The following is a 17,251-nucleotide window of genomic DNA, read 5'->3' as shown; positions in this document are numbered from 1 at the left end:
ATAAAAAAAGAAATCCCTGGAACCGCTGTAGACACTCAGCATTCCAGGGACTCTAACACACAAAAGTTATTATTGAAATTGAAAACAGTTTCTAATTAAAAGCGGAAACCTAAAGTCATCAGTACTTGACTACGTGTATTGGTTACTTTGGTTGCCTGTGGCGTTACTAAAGCCCATTCGCCAGACTTAGCATCCTGAAATTCATTAAAGAAAGGATAGAAGTCTTCTTTATATGCAGAAAACTTATATGCTAAATCCGCATAAAATATACTTCCCCTATACCCTATACCCAATGTAAATACATTCTGTGACATTTTATTAGAGAAATCAGTATCAGTCATAATAGAATTGGAAGGAAGATATTTCACAGCCTCATCTTTAAAAGCTGATGACGTATAGTTATATCCTAAACGGAATGCAAATTGAGGAATTACTTTATATTCGGCTCCTAAACGGAATGTATGTGTACCTTTCAGACAGTTCTTAGCTTCAGCTGTCTCAAATTCCATATCTCCTCCTCCTTCATTACCGGGATACTTAAACTTCATTGTAGAATAATCTTCATATTCATATTCTGCACCCAAAGCTAAAGAATTTCCAACTGTATATCCCATATTTACATTAAATGTCCATGGAGTATTCAAGCGGTAATCCCGTTCCATATCGCCTACATAATCATAAGTATCTACGATTATACGATCCCAATCACCTGTTGACGCTTTGTAATCAGTAGTCATACGAGCACTTGTTGCATAAGTCAACTTATAAAAAGTCGGTGTATGTACGGCAAAACCAACTCGGAAAGAAGAATTCTCAAAGGGACGAATGATCGCTCCCAGCTTTATATCAAATCCCGATCCTTTGATCTTGCTATAGCTATCCAGTAAATAACCTTCATCATTATCATACGATTCATCATAGCCTGAGTACTTTTTATAATTAACGTCATAGGCTCCGACAGTCACACCTAAATAAACACGATCACTAATATTAAAAGCAATATTAAAATCATATTCTCCAACTCCGCCTTGTTCTCTAGAATTGAAAACTGAATAAGGTTCTCCATAATTTAACGGATGATATAAATTTTCATCTTTACTATCCTTCTCTATCATTCCACCTTGAAATCCTATTGCTCCTAGCCATCCCGCTTCATTATCACTATAGATATTTCTGTTACTATAGTCCAGAGGTTCTCTATATGAATCCCAAACATACTTTGCAGCGTCAGTAGCCTGTTGCGCCATGTAGTTAGCCTGTGATACAGGTCTATCACCATATACGCCCATAAATCCAGCCATTGACATATTCTTATACAATGACTTCGAACGTTTGTAATTGAAACCAAAATTCACATAACGCAATGGAGTTTCATTACCAACTTTGGTAGAGAAAACAAAGCCAATGTTATCAAACGACCACCGATTCTTATCATTATTAAAAGTTTCTCTGTCATATTTACTTTCTGCACCATAAGCAGAGAAACTAAATGAAGTCATCACATCGTTACTTCTATATATACCAATACCGGCAGGATTTGTCCCCATTGTAGTAATGTCACCTCCTAAGGCTCCCATTGCTCCGCCCATTCCTACGAAACGGGCAGTACCATTCAAATCCTTTTCAGCTAACTTTGCAGCATCATATATAGATTGCGCACTAGCACCTATTATACAAGATAGAGCACATGCTAATGTTATTATCTTTTTCATAATCTTAAATTATTCATTTGAATATTACTCAACTTTATCGTCTGCTACTTCTGCTGGAAGACCCGCCACCGCCACTACTTCCACTACTAGAACGAGATGAACTACCACCAGAAGAATAGCTACCGCCACTGGAACGGGAAGAAGAACTTCCTGATGAATAGCTACCACTTGAGCGAGAACTGCTACTACTGCTAGGAGTATAGCTACGAGTAGATGAAGAACTACTACGTGTACTGCTTCCTCCTGAATAAGTACGTGAAGGTGATGTAGAACTTCCTCTATTATAAGTAGAAGAACTAGTTCTTCTCGATGAAGAAGAAGGAGAATATGTAGACGAACTACGTGTACTGCTACTTCCTCGTGTACTATTATAGGTAGAACTACTCCGAGTACTACTTGGGCGTGTATAGGTACTCCTTCTTGAAGAAGATGCGTCTGAGCGAGTACTTACTCCTGAACGTACGGCAGACTCTCTTCTTGAAACTACCCGTCCTGTCGTACTGGTACGATTGCCCGAAGTTACACTTGTTGCTCTACGAGTCTGTGAACGGTTATAATCTGAACGACGAGAGGTAGAGATTGATCTGTTAGGAGCATAAGAACGACGATTTGTATATGAGTTGCCAGCCCAATGGCTGCCGCCTCCACCGCCCCAGCCCCAGCTAGGACCACCACCCCAGTGGTGATGATGTCCCCAATAGCCACCGCCGCCATAGAAGCCACCCCAGTAGCCACCCCAGTAGCCACCATACCAGCCGCCCCATGAACCCGGGTAATATCCCCAGCCATAGTAAGGACGATTCCATCCCCAACCATAGTTCCATCCCCAACCGTAAGAGTTGTAACGCCAATCCCACCAAAGAGGATTACTGAATGTCGGGAAAGCATAAGCATACATGCCATCAGTATATACATTCCAGTCCCATGAATTAGGTCCGTAAACTACATCCCAATATAGAGGACTGCTAATGCTGATAGCAAAACGCGGATTACGGAAACGGATTATGCGTTCGGCATATTCATAGTCATCCTGTGTACCATTGAATTCACCAGTTACCCATTCTCCATCCAAATCCGGCTGATCTTTCTCTTTTATGTATAAGGTATCGTTATCCAATACGAATTCATTATCCTTTGCATCATAACGACGGTTATATTCATCTACATCCCGTGTGTTTCCCTTACGGTCCTGAACAACAACAGTAGTGCCCGGTGATGTATAGATGTTGGTCGTGACTTGCTTTTTCGGTTCCTTCTTCACTGGAGTCGTTTCTTTCTTCTCCTGCTTGTCTTTAGAAGGTACGAAATAAAGGTCGTCATCAACGCTTTGTGCCATCAAGCCTATAGGGAGGCATAAAGCAATTAGCAAGAAATAAACAATCTTTTTCATATCATCTCGGTTTATGTAATTACTTAAACTTATTCACATTACAAAGATAAGGAAGAGATTTACCACTTAGGGGAGATTTTCCCCAAACGATTATAGGGAAATCCCTATTTTCACGACTTTTATGAAGGGGAAAGATTATTTTGTTATATCAAGACTGCCGCAATCAGTCTATCAAACAAATGGAATAGTAAACTGTACATATTCCTCATTTACAATCCAGGCTCCTCCGAAATGCTCCACAAGCATACGATTCATTTCACTTTGAATCACAATGTTCTGTACAGGAGAAGTGGTGATAAAAATAGAATTATATACAGTAACCATAATCTCATTCTTAACCATATTCGTTTCTATCAGAATTCTCAATGGCTCACGTGGTACCTCATCAACTGGAATAAACACTGTCTTCATAAGTCTGAACAACCAGTTTCCATCATAACGAATCAAGTAATTAACACCTTGTTCCAATTTATTATTTATCTGTAACTCTTTATTAACAGAAGCCGTCCCGATAGCTTCTTCCAGATAAGTATTAAAATACAACTCCGCTGTCTGAAACTTCATCATACCTGCTTCTAAACGGGATAGATCGAGTATATCATTTATTAATTGAGATAATTCTGTAGCCGTTTTAGATATAACACCTGCGGCGCGGTTCTTCTGCTCATCAGTGAATTCTTTATCAGAAGCCAATGCCAGAGAGCAGTCCACAACTTCCGTCAACGGTTCCCGTATCGCATTATTCATATTAGAAATAAATGATTCCTTTACCTTATTTACCTTTTCTACTTCCTGGGCTATTCGTCGCATTTTTCTTTCTGACTTGCGCAGTTCTCTGTTGATACGATATTTAAGAATGGAAAAAATTAATAAAACAATAATGATCACCGCCATCAAAATTAATACGGACATGCTTATATAATAACGGAAACGTAAAGTCTGCAACTGGATTTTCTCTGTAGCATGGGTATTCCGAATAAAATTGACCTGCTTGTTGTATATCGAAACAGAAATTGAATCATTAGCCTTTAATGCCTTTTCATACAGCGGCAAGGCACGTTCGTAATCTTCCATATCCAGAAAAATATCAGCTTTATCGAGTAATGCATTATTATAATAAGAATAGTCAACTTTTCGATAACCGATAATAAGAGAATCCACACAGGCTATCGCCTCATCCCATTGCTCCGTTGCCGCATAATAGGCTTTATTTATCTCGTAGTATCTCAATTTATTAACAAAATATCTGTCAGAATAATATTTATCGGTCAACTGAATATACTTCTTTGCATTTGGCAAATCTCCCATTGCAAAATAATATTCGGCATAAGATACATATAAATAAAAAAAATCAAGATGCAACATTTGCTCCATATCCGGTTGCCTGCGAATCTCATTCTGAATGATTCTCTCCCGTTCCTGTATGCATTTCAACAGACCGGGATAATCTTTAAGCAGTTTATATACCATTATCAGGCTATTATTTATATCAGCAGATATTGTATAATCATTAAATTCCAGAGATTGAGCATAAGCCTTTTCCAGCATATCACCAGCTTGTTTCACTCTACCGGTCACACGATAAGCTCATGCTATACTTTGGTATGCCAATACAATGCCTTTATTATTCTTCAATGCCTGAGCTTCGTGCAACATATCCGTAGCTCGGTCTTCAAGCTCTTCAAAACTCTCATTCAATACTAATAAATCAATGTCACATTGTTCTCCCAAAAAGACTAAATCGTAATACTTTTCTTTCTTAGCTAAAGGCACCAATAAATCAAGCCACTTTCGAAGTTCTTCCCGATTATTCTCATTGAAGCATATATAAATATGATATAGGTAGGCACGACATTTATAAAGATTATCCTTTTGAGACTCGGCTTCTTTCAATAGTTCGTCAACATATTGTTTTCTAACGATTGGTTCCGGTTTGCAAACATCAACCAGTTCGCATAACGTTTTCAATCGTAAAGTATCATGTCCCGTTGATTCCAACTTTTGCATCAATATTTCTTTCGCACTGCTATCACCTGCGTATACATACGCCACCCCCCCAAGGAACATCCAAGATAACAATAATATTATTTTATTCATTCTCATGGCTATCATTTTCTAACGGATGTGTAAATACAAATCTTGCACCGGAGGTATATTTCGGATCAATCCAGATTTTCCCTTTCAGGTGTTCCACAATAAACCGACAAAGAGAAAGTCCGATTCCACTACCCTGAATTCCCTCATGTAACTTCTCAAAACGAGAAAAGATAGCAGGCTGCTTATCCAAAGGAATACCACACCCCGTATCCTCCACAGTAAAGACAGCCTCTTGCTTTTCGGTATCGATATCAAGCAAAAGGGCAATGGTCCCTTCGGAGTAAATTTCGTAGCATTAATCAACAGATTAATCAGAACTTGCTGCAAACGGGTACTATCTGTTTTTAAAACCAATTCATTCAACGATGTATGAAATACAATTTCTGCTGAAGTCCGCTTTACTTTTTCAATCGTTTCTATGGTTCTTTGACATAAGGCTACAACTTCGTGCCGTTCTAAGTTAAATGACATATTGTTCTCCTCTTGTTCGGACAATTCCATCACATCATTGATTAGTTTATGCAATAATTGTGCATTTTGCCTGATACTATCTCCACACATTTGCCTTGTCTCATCATCAATTGCATCTCCCATAGACGAAAGAACTTCCGAAAACCCGACAATAGCATTCAACGGTGTCCGGATTTCATGCGTCATGTTTGAGAGGAACATACTTTTAGATAAAATAGACCGCTTAGCTCTCTCATTTGCTTCAGACAATCTTACGCGTGACTTGTCTAATTCCTTATTATTTCTTTTAATCACTACAATTAATATTCCGATGATAACAAGCACAATGAGAGTATAACATATGATCCGTGCCAACAGCCCGTCATATACCTCCGCATTCTCCAATTTCATACGATCGGCTATATACGTTGAACGTATGGAATCCAAAGCTTCTGCAAAACGTTCCGTTTCTAAAGAGCGATTCAACTCCTTCACCTCATGATAAAGCACAGCGGCCTGTTGCAAGTCTTCTAAAATATGCAACAAAGCTCCTTTCGACTGCAAAGCATTCTTATATTCATATAGATTCCCTCTTTCTTTTGTAGCTACAATCAGGGAATCATATAAAGTAACTGCCTTCGTATAGTTTTTCTGAAAAAGATAATAGCTGATATATAAATCCAGTGATAATTCGGACAAGTACTCATTTGTTCTTTGCAAGTTCGTCGCCTTTTCCCAATATTTCTCAACCAATTCTTTATTTCCAACCTGAATATATCCTAGTGTGCGATACGACTGGATATAGAATTCAAAGTCTTCTTTCCCTATTAAATTTTGAGGGAGAAGCCTCTCGGCTATATCCAGATACTCCATTGCCTTCTCCACCTCATTCATTTTCAAATAAGCATAAATCTGCTGAATAACTAAGCGAAGCTTTATAAAGGCATCATTATTATTTTGTAATTCTGCTTCGGCTGACAGAAACGTCTCAACTGCCAATGCATAAAGCCCTGTATGCATATAAGTATCCCCAATAGCCTGCAATGACAAGGCTCTTCCCCGTGATGAATTTAACAGTTTAGCCTTTTCATACATCTCCTGCGCCTGAACAATCGCCTCGCCTGTTCCTCCTTTCAGACAGGTAGCATTGACTTTTATCTGTGCCGCCAGGAATGCAGTATTCCAATCTTCTGACTCCCAAGCTTCCTGTTCTACCTCCGCACATAATGCCAAGATAGAATCTTTCCATACGGAAGTAGTGGAATAAATCAGATTACGATTTGAGAGAGATAATAAATGAGGTAGTTTATGAATGGATTGGGCATTGACAGCATTCCCTAAACCCGTAAATAAATACGTAGCCAAGCCCAATAATAATACGAATGTTCTTTTGTTCATGTTTCTTTATCAAACAGGTTCTGCCTATCGACCGTTCACACAAAGATACAAAAAAACAATAGCAGCATATACTTAACACAATTACTTAGCTAATAATTCGTTTTTTGAGTATCTTTGCACATTATTCAGAATAAAGAAAGATTATGAAATACTTTGAATTTGTATTCCGTACACATCCCTGCACCGAAACGGTGAACGATGTATTGGCAGCCGTCCTTGGTGAAGCCGGATTTGAGAGTTTTATGGAATGTGAAGGCGGACTTACCGCATATATTCAACAATCCTTGTGTGACGAAACAAGTATTAAAAATGCTATCGCAGACTTTCCACTGCCCGATACAGAAATCACCTATACTTACACTGAGGCAGAAGACAAGGACTGGAATGAAGAATGGGAAAAGAATTTCTTCCAACCGATTGTTATCGGAGACCGGTGTGTAATTCACAGTACATTCCACCATGATGTTCCGAAAGCAGAATATGATATTGTAATAAACCCGCAAATGGCTTTCGGCACAGGACATCATGAAACGACAAGCCTCATCATCGAAGAGTTGCTGGACAGCGAACTAAAAGACAAATCCCTGCTGGACATGGGTTGCGGAACTTCGATCCTTGCCATACTTGCACGCATGAGAGGTGCCCGTCCCTGTACTGCCATCGATATTGATGAATGGTGTGTACGCAACTCTATTGAAAACATCGAACTGAACGGTGTAAACGAAATTGCAGTTTCGCAAGGAGATGCTTCATCACTTGTCGGTAAAGGTCCTTTTGATGTGATTATCGCTAACATTAACCGGAACATTCTGCTGAACGACATGAGACACTACATTGCCTGTATGCATCCGGGGTCCGAACTCTATATGAGTGGGTTCTACATAGATGATATTCATGCTATCCGAGAAGAGGCAGAAAAAAATGGGCTGGTTTTCGTCCATTATAAGGAGAAAAATCGCTGGGCAGAGGTTAAGTTCGTCTGCAAAGGTTAGCTATTTGCAATTTATCTTTAAGACATTTTTATCAGTCTCAGACTATAAAATACAGGAGATGCTGATTTTGTACAGTACCACATACCCATCTTGTCACACAAGAGATGTTCATCTGATACTGCACGAGATCAGCATCTCTTGCAATATGTCCCTCAATACTAAAAAAGGAGTATAGCGATATCACCGCAGCTATCTTATTATTTTTTCAATCACATAGCACAGGCAACATCATTCAAATTCCTTCTTTACCTGTTCACACCATTCCCTGATTCTCTTTTCCGCCTGCTCAGACTGATTATCCAGATCTACCACCAAGCCACACCACCGATCTCCGCGCAGTGCCCGGGAACGTTCAAAAGTATATCCTTCGGAAGAAGTAAAACCGACCAATGTGGCCCCATCTCCTTCAAATACCTCGGCAAGCAGTCCGATGCCATCTGCAAAGTTTTCGGGATAACGTATCTGATCACCCAATCCGAAGATGGCAACTTTTTTCCCTTTTAGATTCAGCGTCCTAAGTTCCGGCAAGAGTTCATCCCAATAGGTTGGGAGTTCCCCATCAAACCAGGTAGAAGCGCCTACTATAAAACAATCATATGCTGTAAAATCATTCTGCCACGCCTGTTCTATAGCAACAACCTCTAGCTTATCTTTTCCAAATTCTTTCTGAATCTTCTCTGCCACCCAAGTAGTCTTATCAGCTTTGGTGGCATAAAACAAACCAATCTTTTTCATAAACTATACCTCCATTTTATTCGATTAATATTCCAGCACCTTTTTGGCAGCTTCATATATTTTCGCTTCATCCGGCAAAATTTCTTTCTCCAGAATAGGATTAAAGCCAACCGGAGTGAAAGTAGAACCGACACGTTGTACCGGACCATCCAAATACCGGAACATTTCCGAACCAATCATGGCTGCCAGCTCTGCCCCAAAGCCTGAAAACACTTTATCTTCGTGAACAACCAATGCCTTGCTAGTCTTCTTCACTGATTCAAAAATCGCCTCTTTATCTAATGGCATCAACGAACGGATATCGATGACTTCAACTTTCCATCCTCCTTCTTTTTCCAGCCGTTCAGCCGCATGTAGACAAAAATGAGTAGTATTACCATAAGTTATAATACTCAAATCTGTTCCTTCACGGCGAACACGTGCCTTTCCGAAAGGAACTTCAAAATCCTCGGGAACAACGGCAGCTGCTTCTACCGAATTATATAATGCCTTCGGTTCCAAAAACAGCGTAAATCCTTTAGAACGCATACTGGTACGCAACAGTCCGGCTGCATCATCAGCAAAAGAAGGACAAACGATACGTGCACCTGGCAAGGTAGTCAGTGCACCTTCTATATTTTGAGAATGATATAATCCACCACCGATATATCCTCCGGAAGCCAGTCGCAAAGTAATATTCGGTGCAAACTTACCATTGCTGCGCCAATATTCATGTGTACACTCTACATATTGTTCTACAGCAGGCCAGAAGTAGTCGGCAAATTCCGCCCCTTCTATCACCACGTGAATTTTAGGGTCGAAGCGACTCATTCCGTTGGCCGTACCTACAATATAATCTTCGGCAATAGGTGCACTGAACACACGTGCTTCACCGAACTCCTGCTGCATCCCTTTGGTCACATTAAAAACTCCCCCTTTTTCTCTGTTTGCTACGTCCTGTCCCCAAATAAAGGTATCCGGATTATGTCGGAACTCAGCTTTTAAAGTTTCATTAATAGCATTTACAAGGAAAGTTTTCTCCCCTTCTTCCTGATGAGTCCCCTCTTTATACTTCTGAGGTTGATAAGGTTCGGGCATCACAAAGTCATAAATACTCTTAGGATCGGGATCAGGAGCTGCCAACGCTTTACGATTGGCAGCAGACAGTTCTTTTTTAGCCTCGACTTCAATTTGTTGCAATTCCTCTTCCGTCAAACGTTTGTAACGTAATAACATCCGTCGGAATTTCATCAAAGGATCTGCCTCTTTCACATATTCCAGTTCATCTTCATCCCTGTATAAGGTATGTTTATCTGAATTGGAGTGAGAACCGATACGAACACAATTGGCTTGTACTATCACTGGATTACGGGTGTTGATCGCATATTCACGAGCTTCGCTCATAGCATTCATAGAATCAAAAACATCTTTTCCGTTGCAGTAGATGATTTTCAAATTCTTAAAGCCGGAAAAGTTTTCGGCAACTTTACGGTTGGCAGTTTGTTCCGATTTAGGTACGGAAATGCCATATCCGTTATCCTGAATAACAAAGATCACCGGAAGACGTTCCAGACTGGCTCCATTAATAGCTTCGTAAACAAATCCTTCGGAAGTGGCGGATTCGCCGTGTGAAGTTATTGCCACTCCTTTGTGACCATAATATACCATTGCTCTCGCTACACCAGCTGCATGCAGGTCATGTGTGCCGGTAGCAGAAGAAATGTTCTCAATATGCCACTCCGGTTTGGCAAAGTGATTGGACATATGGCGACCGCCACTACCCGGATCAGTCGCTTTTGAAATACCGTTCAATATGACCTCTTCGGCTGTCATTCCGGCAGAAAGTACAGTCAGCATATCACGGTAATAAGGAAACAGAAAGTCCTCTCCAAGTGTGAAAACCTGACCAATAGCCAGCTGGATTCCATCATGCCCGGCATAAGGAGCATGGTAAGACCAGCCTAGTGATTGTAACAGATAAGATGGTGCCTTTTCGTCCAAAGCACGCCCTAGTGTCATCAGATGATACCATTTTTTCAGGGTTTCTACATCTGTTGTCTTTATATCATATTTCTTTTTCATGGTTAATGCAATTCTTAATGAATAAAATAATCAAGTATCAACCTTCCCAGTTCTCCAGATAATCGGCGATAAAATGCAGGAAGTTGCCCCCCAGCATACCATCTACCACACGGTGATCGTAAGAAAGAGACAGGTACATTTTATGACGGATGGCAATTGTATCTCCTTCCGGTGTCTCTATGACAGCCGGTTTCTTCTCAATGTATCCCACTCCCAAGATAGCTACCTGAGGCTGATTTATGATCGGTGTGCCGAAAAGGCTCTTAAAAGTACCGAAATTGGTAATAGTAAATGTACCTCCATCAATATCTTCAGGCATTAATTTGTTGTCACGCGCTTTGATTGCCAATGAATCGATGGCAACAGCCAATCCGTTAAGATTCAAATGATCGGCATCATGTACCACAGGAACAATCAAGTTACCATCATTCAAAGAAACAGCAATGCCCACATTAATATGCTTCTTAAACAGGATATTGTAGCCGTCGACCGATACATTTACCTGAGGATAGGTGGACAGTGCTTTTGCTACAGCCTCTGTTATTACAGGCATATATGTCAACTTCACTCCTTCGCGGCGGAAGAAAGCATCTTTATTCTTTTCACGCCAGCGAACCAGTTTAGTAACATCGACCTCCACAACATTGGTTACGTGCGGAGATACTTTCTTTGACATAACCATATGATCTGCAATGATACGGCGAACCCGGTCCATTTCTTTCACCTCCACTCCCGGAATGTTGGACGCCGCGAATGATACAACAGCAGCGGGTGCTGTTGTTACAGGTGCAACACTTGCAGATACAGCAGGTGCACTGCCTACCGGTGATGCCGTTTTTGGAGACGATGCAGAGGGCACAGACGGTGCAGGCTCCGGCGTTCCGGAAAGTCCTCTTTTCTTTCTATCAATATAATCTTTGATATCTTTCTTACTCAACCGCCCTTCGTATCCTGTACCTTGTATGGAATCCAGTTCCTCTTTCGGAATTTTAGCTTCCCGTGCCAACTGAATGACAACAGGAGAATACCAGCGTTCCTCTTTTGTCTCAATAGATTCCTGATTTCCCTTCTGAATCTCAGACTCTGCAAATACTTTTTCATGAGAATCACTAACATTCTCCTGAGAAGAATCATCTTCCTCTCCTCCCATATCCACAACAGCAACCACAGTACCAACAGCAACCGTATCACCTTCTTTAAATAGAATTTCCACTACTTTCCCGGCTACCGGAGAAGGAATTTCCGCACTGACTTTTGCAGTATTTACTTCGAAGAGAACATCGTCTTCCTGAATGATATCCCCCACTTTTACAGACCAAGAAACAATAGTCCCTTCGGTTATACTCTCGCCCAACTTGGGCATTTTTATTTCGAATCTTGACATAGACAGTAAATTTATTATTCAACCTTGATATATTAAAACAACCCGCTGAAATAGAAAGTTTTAAGTTAAAGTATTTTTAACCGGACTTCAGCGGCTGAATATCCATTCGTCCCGGATATATTTTTCTTTCCGAAGTTTGTCAATAACCCCTAGCTCCCATTCATTGAAAGCAACAGCCGATTGCCCCTTACTAAAATATTGGAAAACAGTCTTTTTGAAATCCTCAATCGTCTCCATAGGCAAGTAGTTGGAAATATTAGTGACCGCACTTCGGACAGAAGGAACGGCATATACAGGCACTGATTCTTTTTCTTCTATTTTTCCTTCCGGATTTAAAACCTTATTCAATATGGTCATATCCGTATCATAGAGTAAAGTACAATGATACAGAACTCTATTTTTATATACACATTGAGCACTCCCCGATATCTTCAAGCCATGCAGATAGATGCCCAGTCGTTCATCTCCTTCGGCAGTTAAGCCAATTGAAACGAAAAATTCCAATACGCGATGAAGATATGTCTTGAAATCAGGCAGACGGGACACTGTCTCAATAAAAGTCAAATTGACATTGCCCAAATCATGATATACCGTTCCTCCTCCCGAAAATCGACGGGCAATATGAATCTGTTGCAGTTCCGCCCACTCCCGGTCCACTTCCGACTGTACACGTTGATGTTTGCCCATCACCACAGAAGGCGTATCCTGCCAAAGCATAAAAACATCATCAGCTCCCTGCTTCAACAGATATTCTTCTGCCGCCAAATGGAAGTAAATATCGGTGAAAGGACTATGAATACAACGAACCATAATGTATACTCCTTATTCTTTCAAAAGAATTACTTATGAGAAGAGTAGCTCATGGTAAATCTCCCCAACCGTAGGATGTGGAAATACACTCTTCTGGAATTCTTCGATTGTATATCCCTTCTGGATAGCAATACCGGCTATAACAATCAGTTCTGATGCAGGATTCCCGATTATATGACAACCTATGATATGCCCTTCCTCATCCTGAATCAACTTGCAGATACCATTCCCCTGTTCATTCTCCGCAACAAACCGGCCGGAATATGCCATCGGTAGTTTAGTAACCCGATAAGGTAGCCCCAATTGAATCAATTCCTCTTCCGTCTTACCCACTCCGGCTACTTCCGGATTTGTATAAACGACTCCCGGAACACAATGATAGTTCATCTGATCTTCCACTCCTAAAATGTGGTTGACAGCTACTTCCGCTTCACGAATTGCCGTATGTGCCAGCAAGGAATACCCCGTAATATCTCCACAAGCGTATACCCTCGGGTGAGAAGTCAATAAATGTTCATCAACTTTTACCCCATTCCGATAAAGTTCTATATTCAGTTTATCCAGTCCGACTTTGTCCAAATTTGCCTTACGCCCTACGCTAAGCAATATCTTTTCCGCTTCAATCGTTGAGGACTTTCCTTCTTTTTCAATCACAACTCCACCAAGCTTCACTTCCACCACTTTAGTATTCAAATAGAAAGTGACTCCGCGCTTTGCATATTCCGAGCGAAGCATACCGCTGGTTTCCTTATCCATTACACCCAAAATCTCCGGCATCATTTCAACGACATGTACCTTCACCCCCATACTGTTAAAGAATGAGGCAAACTCCATACCGATTACTCCGCCACCAATAATCACCAATGTTTTGGGAAGTTCTTTTATCTCCAGTGCCTCTCGGGAAGTCCAGTAACTAACCTCTGACAATCCGGGTATCGGAGGAATTACTGTATCAGAACCGGTGCAAACCAATAAATATTTGACCTCGTACTTTTCTCCATCGCAAGCAATCCGAATCAGTCCGCCGGATTCTCCTTCTATCACCGCTTCTTTTTCTACAATCGTCACACCATAAGAATTAACAGTCATCTTCACTCCACCTGTCAACATCTTCACTGTTTTATCTTTCCGGCTCATGATTTTGGATAAGTCAAAGGAAGGAGACTCCGCTGAGATTCCATATTTGGAAGCAGTCTTAATGCTATCCAGTATTTTAGCAGAATATAGCAATGTTTTAGTAGGAATACATCCTTCATTCAGACACACTCCTCCTATTGCCTTTTTTTCAAACAAAACGGCTTTTAGTCCGTTAGCTCCCGCCCTTTCGGCAGCTGTATAACCAGCAGGGCCACCACCAATAATAGCTATATCAAATTTCATAATCGTATCTTTTTAGTAATAATACGATTATAACAAATGAAAGAAGAGATTAGTTGTATGACAAGAAACGTACCCGCTACTTAATTGTCAACTTTTTGAGTTCCTCTAAGGTCCCGTTGAATACATTGAGGTCTACATCCTCTTTAATACCCGGTACGTTTCCAACGTCCGTATGTTGCCAGAAATGCCATTTACCCTGATATTTCACTGAATCGACATAATAGTGGGCAATCCAGTAAGGATAAGCATTAAAAATAGAATCGTCCAGATAACGGGTCTTGAATTTATAAGAAGTATAAAGAATGGGCTTCACTCCATAATGGGATTCTATACGATCCAGCCAACGCTTAATGCCTTGCTGCAATTCTTTTTTCTCTTTTCGTCCGGTCACTTCCACATCGAGTACCGGGGGCAGGTCACCGGAATCCAGTTTAACTGTGCGGATAAAGAAATCCGCTTGTTTCAAAGCATCTGTACCGGGAATATAGAAATGATAAGCGCCACGAATAAAACCATGATTACGTGCGTTTACAAAATTGGCTTCGAATGTAGTATCGTTATGATCTCCTCCTTCAGTCGCTTTCATAAAGATGAAATGCAAAGGAGTAGCCGTCTGCTTATTTTGTAAAAGTCTTCCCCAGTCTATTTTTCCTTGATAATGAGAAATGTCAATCCCATGAATGTCATATCCGGAAGGAATGCAGACTCCGTATTCCTTCATGCCATTGCAAGGTTTCCACCGATAGGCATAAGGACGAAGAAAGAAATAATAGAAAATGACGGAGAAACAACCGATAATCACCACAGCCAATAAATTGCGAAGCCAGCCGGACATCGAATAACCATGCTTCATCGGTGCCTTTTTCTGGGCACGGGAAGGTTTGGAAGAAGAAACGGTCCCCTTTTTTCTGGTAGTGGCAACTGTTCTTTTCTTTTGGACAGCAGAAATCGGATTATTACGTGACGACATTTGTTTTGATGAATAAATATATGAAAGATAGGCACGGATTACACGGATTACACAGTTTTAGCATACTATTTCTTAAAACCGTGTTAATCTGCGTAATCCGTGCCTGAATAACTCTTCATCACAACGTTGCTTGATACAACAACTCTGTGAAGTTTACTTATTTAGCTTGTTCCAGTTGCAAAGTTTTAGTTGCCTGGTCGCAAACTTCCGTAGGACCAAAGTACTGGATCGGACCCGGATATACATAATCCGTTTCAACAGCCCAACGGTCACGTTGTGCAGCGAATGCTTTAAAAGGAGCACCATCCAGTTTCACCAATGCCTTCTGGATAACCGGTTTCATTTCACCGTGACGGCGTTCCATATTCATCATCATCGTGATAGGCACACCACCGGCAATCCATTCAGCAGCAGGAGCAGTTGTGTTACGTACAGAAGACATATAGCCAGTCTTACCGTCGGCAATCAACATAGAAGCTGTGTAACCCAAAGAATAGCAGTAATCAGCATCGAAGTTTGACGGAGCGGCGCAACGTCCTTCGTAACCGAAGAAGTGGTGCTGAGCAGCAAACTTACCTACGTATTTGCCATCTTCTTTCCATGCAGCCAATTTGGTAGCTACCATTTCAGACAACAGTTTTTCTGTTTCGATCAGTGATACCTGAACGTTTCCGTGCGGGTCACGATCCAGTGTCAACTGGCGAGCTACACCTTCCGGCAGACTTGCATAGATAGCAGAGTTTTCCGGAGACAACTTACGGATGATATAATCACGCTGGTGAGACTTCTTAATCTGAGAGAACTCTTCTGCATTAGCAGCCAGGAAGTCGTTCAACTCAGCAATCAGACGCTTCATTGCCGGAATAAATTCAACCAATCCTTCCGGGATCAGCACTGTACCGAAGTTATTTCCCTGTGCAGCACGGTCGGCCACCACTTTAGCGATAGATGTCACTACATCATCCAGAGACATATCTTTTGCTTCTACTTCTTCAGAAACAATACATACGTTAGGCTGTACCTGCAAAGCACATTCCAATGCGATGTGAGAAGCCGAGCGACCCATCAACTTAATAAAGTGCCAGTATTTACGAGCTGAGTTACAGTCACGTTGAATGTTACCAATCACTTCCGCATAAGTCTTGCAAGCTGTATCAAAACCGAAGGAAGTTTCAATCATATCGTTCTTCAAGTCACCGTCGATCGTTTTCGGACAACCGATTACCTGCACACCGTACTTTTTAGCAGCGTAATACTCAGCCAATACGCAGGCATTTGTATTAGAGTCATCACCACCGATGATTACCAATGCTTTGATGCCCAGTTCCTTGATAATCTCCAATCCCTTTTCAAATTGAGCTTCAGTTTCCAGCTTTGTACGTCCCGAACCAATGATATCGAAACCACCTGTATTACGGTATTCGTCGATGATGTCGGCAGTCAGTTCCATATAGTTGTGGTCTACCAGACCGCCGGGTCCCAAAATAAAGCCGTACAGCTTATTTTCCGGATTCAGTTTTTTGATACCGTCGAACAAACCAGAGATTACATTGTGTCCGCCCGGAGCCTGTCCACCGGAAAGGATTACACCTACGTTCATGGCAGGAAGTTGAACAGCTTCACCTGCTTCGAATGTAATCAACGGCATTCCGTACGTGTTAGGGAATAATGCTTTGATAGCTTCCTGATCGGCTACAGATTGAGTAGCAGAACCTGCTACAGCTTTAACGGCTCCTGTTGCCAATGCTTTCGGAAGTTTGGGCTGATAAGCAGCCCTTGCGATTTGCAATGCACTTTTAGTCATTTTCTTTATTTTTATTTAAAGGTGTTAGTAAGTTTCTTGTCAAACTTGAAAAGCGTTGCAAATTTCGC

General features: G+C 41.1%; 13 protein-coding genes and 1 pseudogene. 1 reads left to right on the top strand and 13 read right to left on the bottom strand.

Translation table 11 applies throughout. From position 1 onward, the window contains the following. Nucleotides 1-95 precede the first annotated feature (95 nt). The 6 genes and pseudogenes from K6V30_RS14560 to K6V30_RS25385 form a co-directional block, all read right to left on the bottom strand. Complete coding sequence (locus tag K6V30_RS14560; protein WP_010537589.1) at nt 96-1,712, bottom strand: OmpP1/FadL family transporter; 1,617 nt, start codon at nt 1,710-1,712, stop codon at nt 96-98. Nucleotides 1,713-1,746: 34 nt separating this feature from the next. Beyond that, nucleotides 1,747-3,102, bottom strand: coding sequence for a hypothetical protein (locus K6V30_RS14555; protein WP_070612419.1), 1,356 nt, complete (start codon nt 3,100-3,102; stop codon nt 1,747-1,749). A gap of 171 nt (nt 3,103-3,273) precedes the next feature. After that, the gene (locus K6V30_RS14550) at nt 3,274-4,668 is read right to left on the bottom strand and encodes a histidine kinase dimerization/phospho-acceptor domain-containing protein (RefSeq protein ID WP_147336939.1); all 1,395 of its coding nucleotides are present in this window, start codon (nt 4,666-4,668) and stop codon (nt 3,274-3,276) included. Between the two features lie 21 nt (nt 4,669-4,689). Beyond that, nucleotides 4,690-5,205, bottom strand: a complete 516-nt coding sequence (locus K6V30_RS14545) for a hypothetical protein (protein WP_139147216.1) — start codon at nt 5,203-5,205, stop codon at nt 4,690-4,692. Then, a complete protein-coding gene (locus K6V30_RS25390) occupies nt 5,192-5,416 on the bottom strand; it encodes a sensor histidine kinase (RefSeq protein ID WP_157998588.1) in 225 nt (74 codons plus the stop codon). The genes K6V30_RS14545 and K6V30_RS25390 overlap by 14 nt, the downstream gene beginning before the upstream one ends. Nucleotides 5,417-5,688: 272 nt before the next feature. Then, nucleotides 5,689-5,871, bottom strand: a pseudogene (locus tag K6V30_RS25385) (histidine kinase dimerization/phospho-acceptor domain-containing protein); the annotation flags it as partial. A gap of 1,319 nt (nt 5,872-7,190) precedes the next feature. Here K6V30_RS25385 and prmA point away from each other — a divergent pair. After that, a complete protein-coding gene (gene prmA / locus K6V30_RS14530) occupies nt 7,191-8,039 on the top strand; it encodes a 50S ribosomal protein L11 methyltransferase (RefSeq protein WP_010537584.1) in 849 nt (282 codons plus the stop codon). 228 nt (nt 8,040-8,267) lie between these two features. Here prmA and K6V30_RS14525 read toward each other — a convergent pair whose 3' ends face one another. The 7 genes from K6V30_RS14525 to K6V30_RS14495 all read right to left on the bottom strand — a co-directional run bounded on the left by K6V30_RS14525 (nt 8,268) and on the right by K6V30_RS14495 (nt 17,183). Then, nucleotides 8,268-8,774 (bottom strand): flavodoxin, encoded by a 507-nt coding sequence (locus K6V30_RS14525; protein WP_010537583.1) that lies wholly within the window; start codon nt 8,772-8,774, stop codon nt 8,268-8,270. 24 nt (nt 8,775-8,798) lie between these two features. Beyond that, nucleotides 8,799-10,835, bottom strand: coding sequence for an alpha-ketoacid dehydrogenase subunit alpha/beta (locus tag K6V30_RS14520; RefSeq protein WP_010537582.1), 2,037 nt, complete (start codon nt 10,833-10,835; stop codon nt 8,799-8,801). A 37-nt stretch (nt 10,836-10,872) separates the two neighbouring features. Continuing rightward, complete coding sequence (locus K6V30_RS14515) at nt 10,873-12,219, bottom strand: dihydrolipoamide acetyltransferase family protein (RefSeq protein ID WP_022302271.1); 1,347 nt, start codon at nt 12,217-12,219, stop codon at nt 10,873-10,875. Nucleotides 12,220-12,306: 87 nt separating this feature from the next. Further along, on the bottom strand, nt 12,307-13,029 hold the full coding sequence (locus K6V30_RS14510; protein ID WP_022302272.1) for a lipoate--protein ligase family protein: 723 nt from the start codon (nt 13,027-13,029) through the stop codon (nt 12,307-12,309). Between the two features lie 33 nt (nt 13,030-13,062). Further along, nucleotides 13,063-14,409, bottom strand: coding sequence for a dihydrolipoyl dehydrogenase (gene lpdA / locus K6V30_RS14505; RefSeq protein WP_010537579.1), 1,347 nt, complete (start codon nt 14,407-14,409; stop codon nt 13,063-13,065). 76 nt (nt 14,410-14,485) lie between these two features. Then, on the bottom strand, nt 14,486-15,379 hold the full coding sequence (locus K6V30_RS14500; RefSeq protein WP_055269187.1) for a glycoside hydrolase family 25 protein: 894 nt from the start codon (nt 15,377-15,379) through the stop codon (nt 14,486-14,488). A gap of 157 nt (nt 15,380-15,536) precedes the next feature. Next, nucleotides 15,537-17,183, bottom strand: a complete 1,647-nt coding sequence (locus tag K6V30_RS14495) for a diphosphate--fructose-6-phosphate 1-phosphotransferase (protein WP_010537577.1) — start codon at nt 17,181-17,183, stop codon at nt 15,537-15,539. Nucleotides 17,184-17,251 lie beyond the last annotated feature (68 nt).

Source organism: Bacteroides faecis (genome assembly GCF_020091505.1).
Classification (GTDB): domain Bacteria; phylum Bacteroidota; class Bacteroidia; order Bacteroidales; family Bacteroidaceae; genus Bacteroides; species Bacteroides faecis.
The sequence above is the reverse complement of the archived record's forward strand: the minus strand, read 5'-3'. Positions and strand labels throughout refer to the sequence as shown.

Bases quoted from the DNA above. Each gene is read 5' to 3' on its own strand.
- K6V30_RS14560 (WP_010537589.1), bottom strand. From the start codon at position 1,712: ATGAAAAAGATAATAACATTAGCATGTGCTCTATCTTGTATAATAGGT.
- K6V30_RS14555 (WP_070612419.1), bottom strand. From the start codon at position 3,102: ATGAAAAAGATTGTTTATTTCTTGCTAATTGCTTTATGCCTCCCTATA.
- K6V30_RS14545 (WP_139147216.1), bottom strand. From the start codon at position 5,205: ATGAGAATGAATAAAATAATATTATTGTTATCTTGGATGTTCCTTGGG.
- prmA (WP_010537584.1), top strand. From the start codon at position 7,191: ATGAAATACTTTGAATTTGTATTCCGTACACATCCCTGCACCGAAACG.
- K6V30_RS14525 (WP_010537583.1), bottom strand. From the start codon at position 8,774: ATGAAAAAGATTGGTTTGTTTTATGCCACCAAAGCTGATAAGACTACT.
- K6V30_RS14520 (WP_010537582.1), bottom strand. From the start codon at position 10,835: ATGAAAAAGAAATATGATATAAAGACAACAGATGTAGAAACCCTGAAA.
- K6V30_RS14515 (WP_022302271.1), bottom strand. From the start codon at position 12,219: ATGTCAAGATTCGAAATAAAAATGCCCAAGTTGGGCGAGAGTATAACC.
- K6V30_RS14510 (WP_022302272.1), bottom strand. From the start codon at position 13,029: ATGGTTCGTTGTATTCATAGTCCTTTCACCGATATTTACTTCCATTTG.
- lpdA (WP_010537579.1), bottom strand. From the start codon at position 14,409: ATGAAATTTGATATAGCTATTATTGGTGGTGGCCCTGCTGGTTATACA.
- K6V30_RS14500 (WP_055269187.1), bottom strand. From the start codon at position 15,379: ATGTCGTCACGTAATAATCCGATTTCTGCTGTCCAAAAGAAAAGAACA.
- K6V30_RS14495 (WP_010537577.1), bottom strand. From the start codon at position 17,183: ATGACTAAAAGTGCATTGCAAATCGCAAGGGCTGCTTATCAGCCCAAA.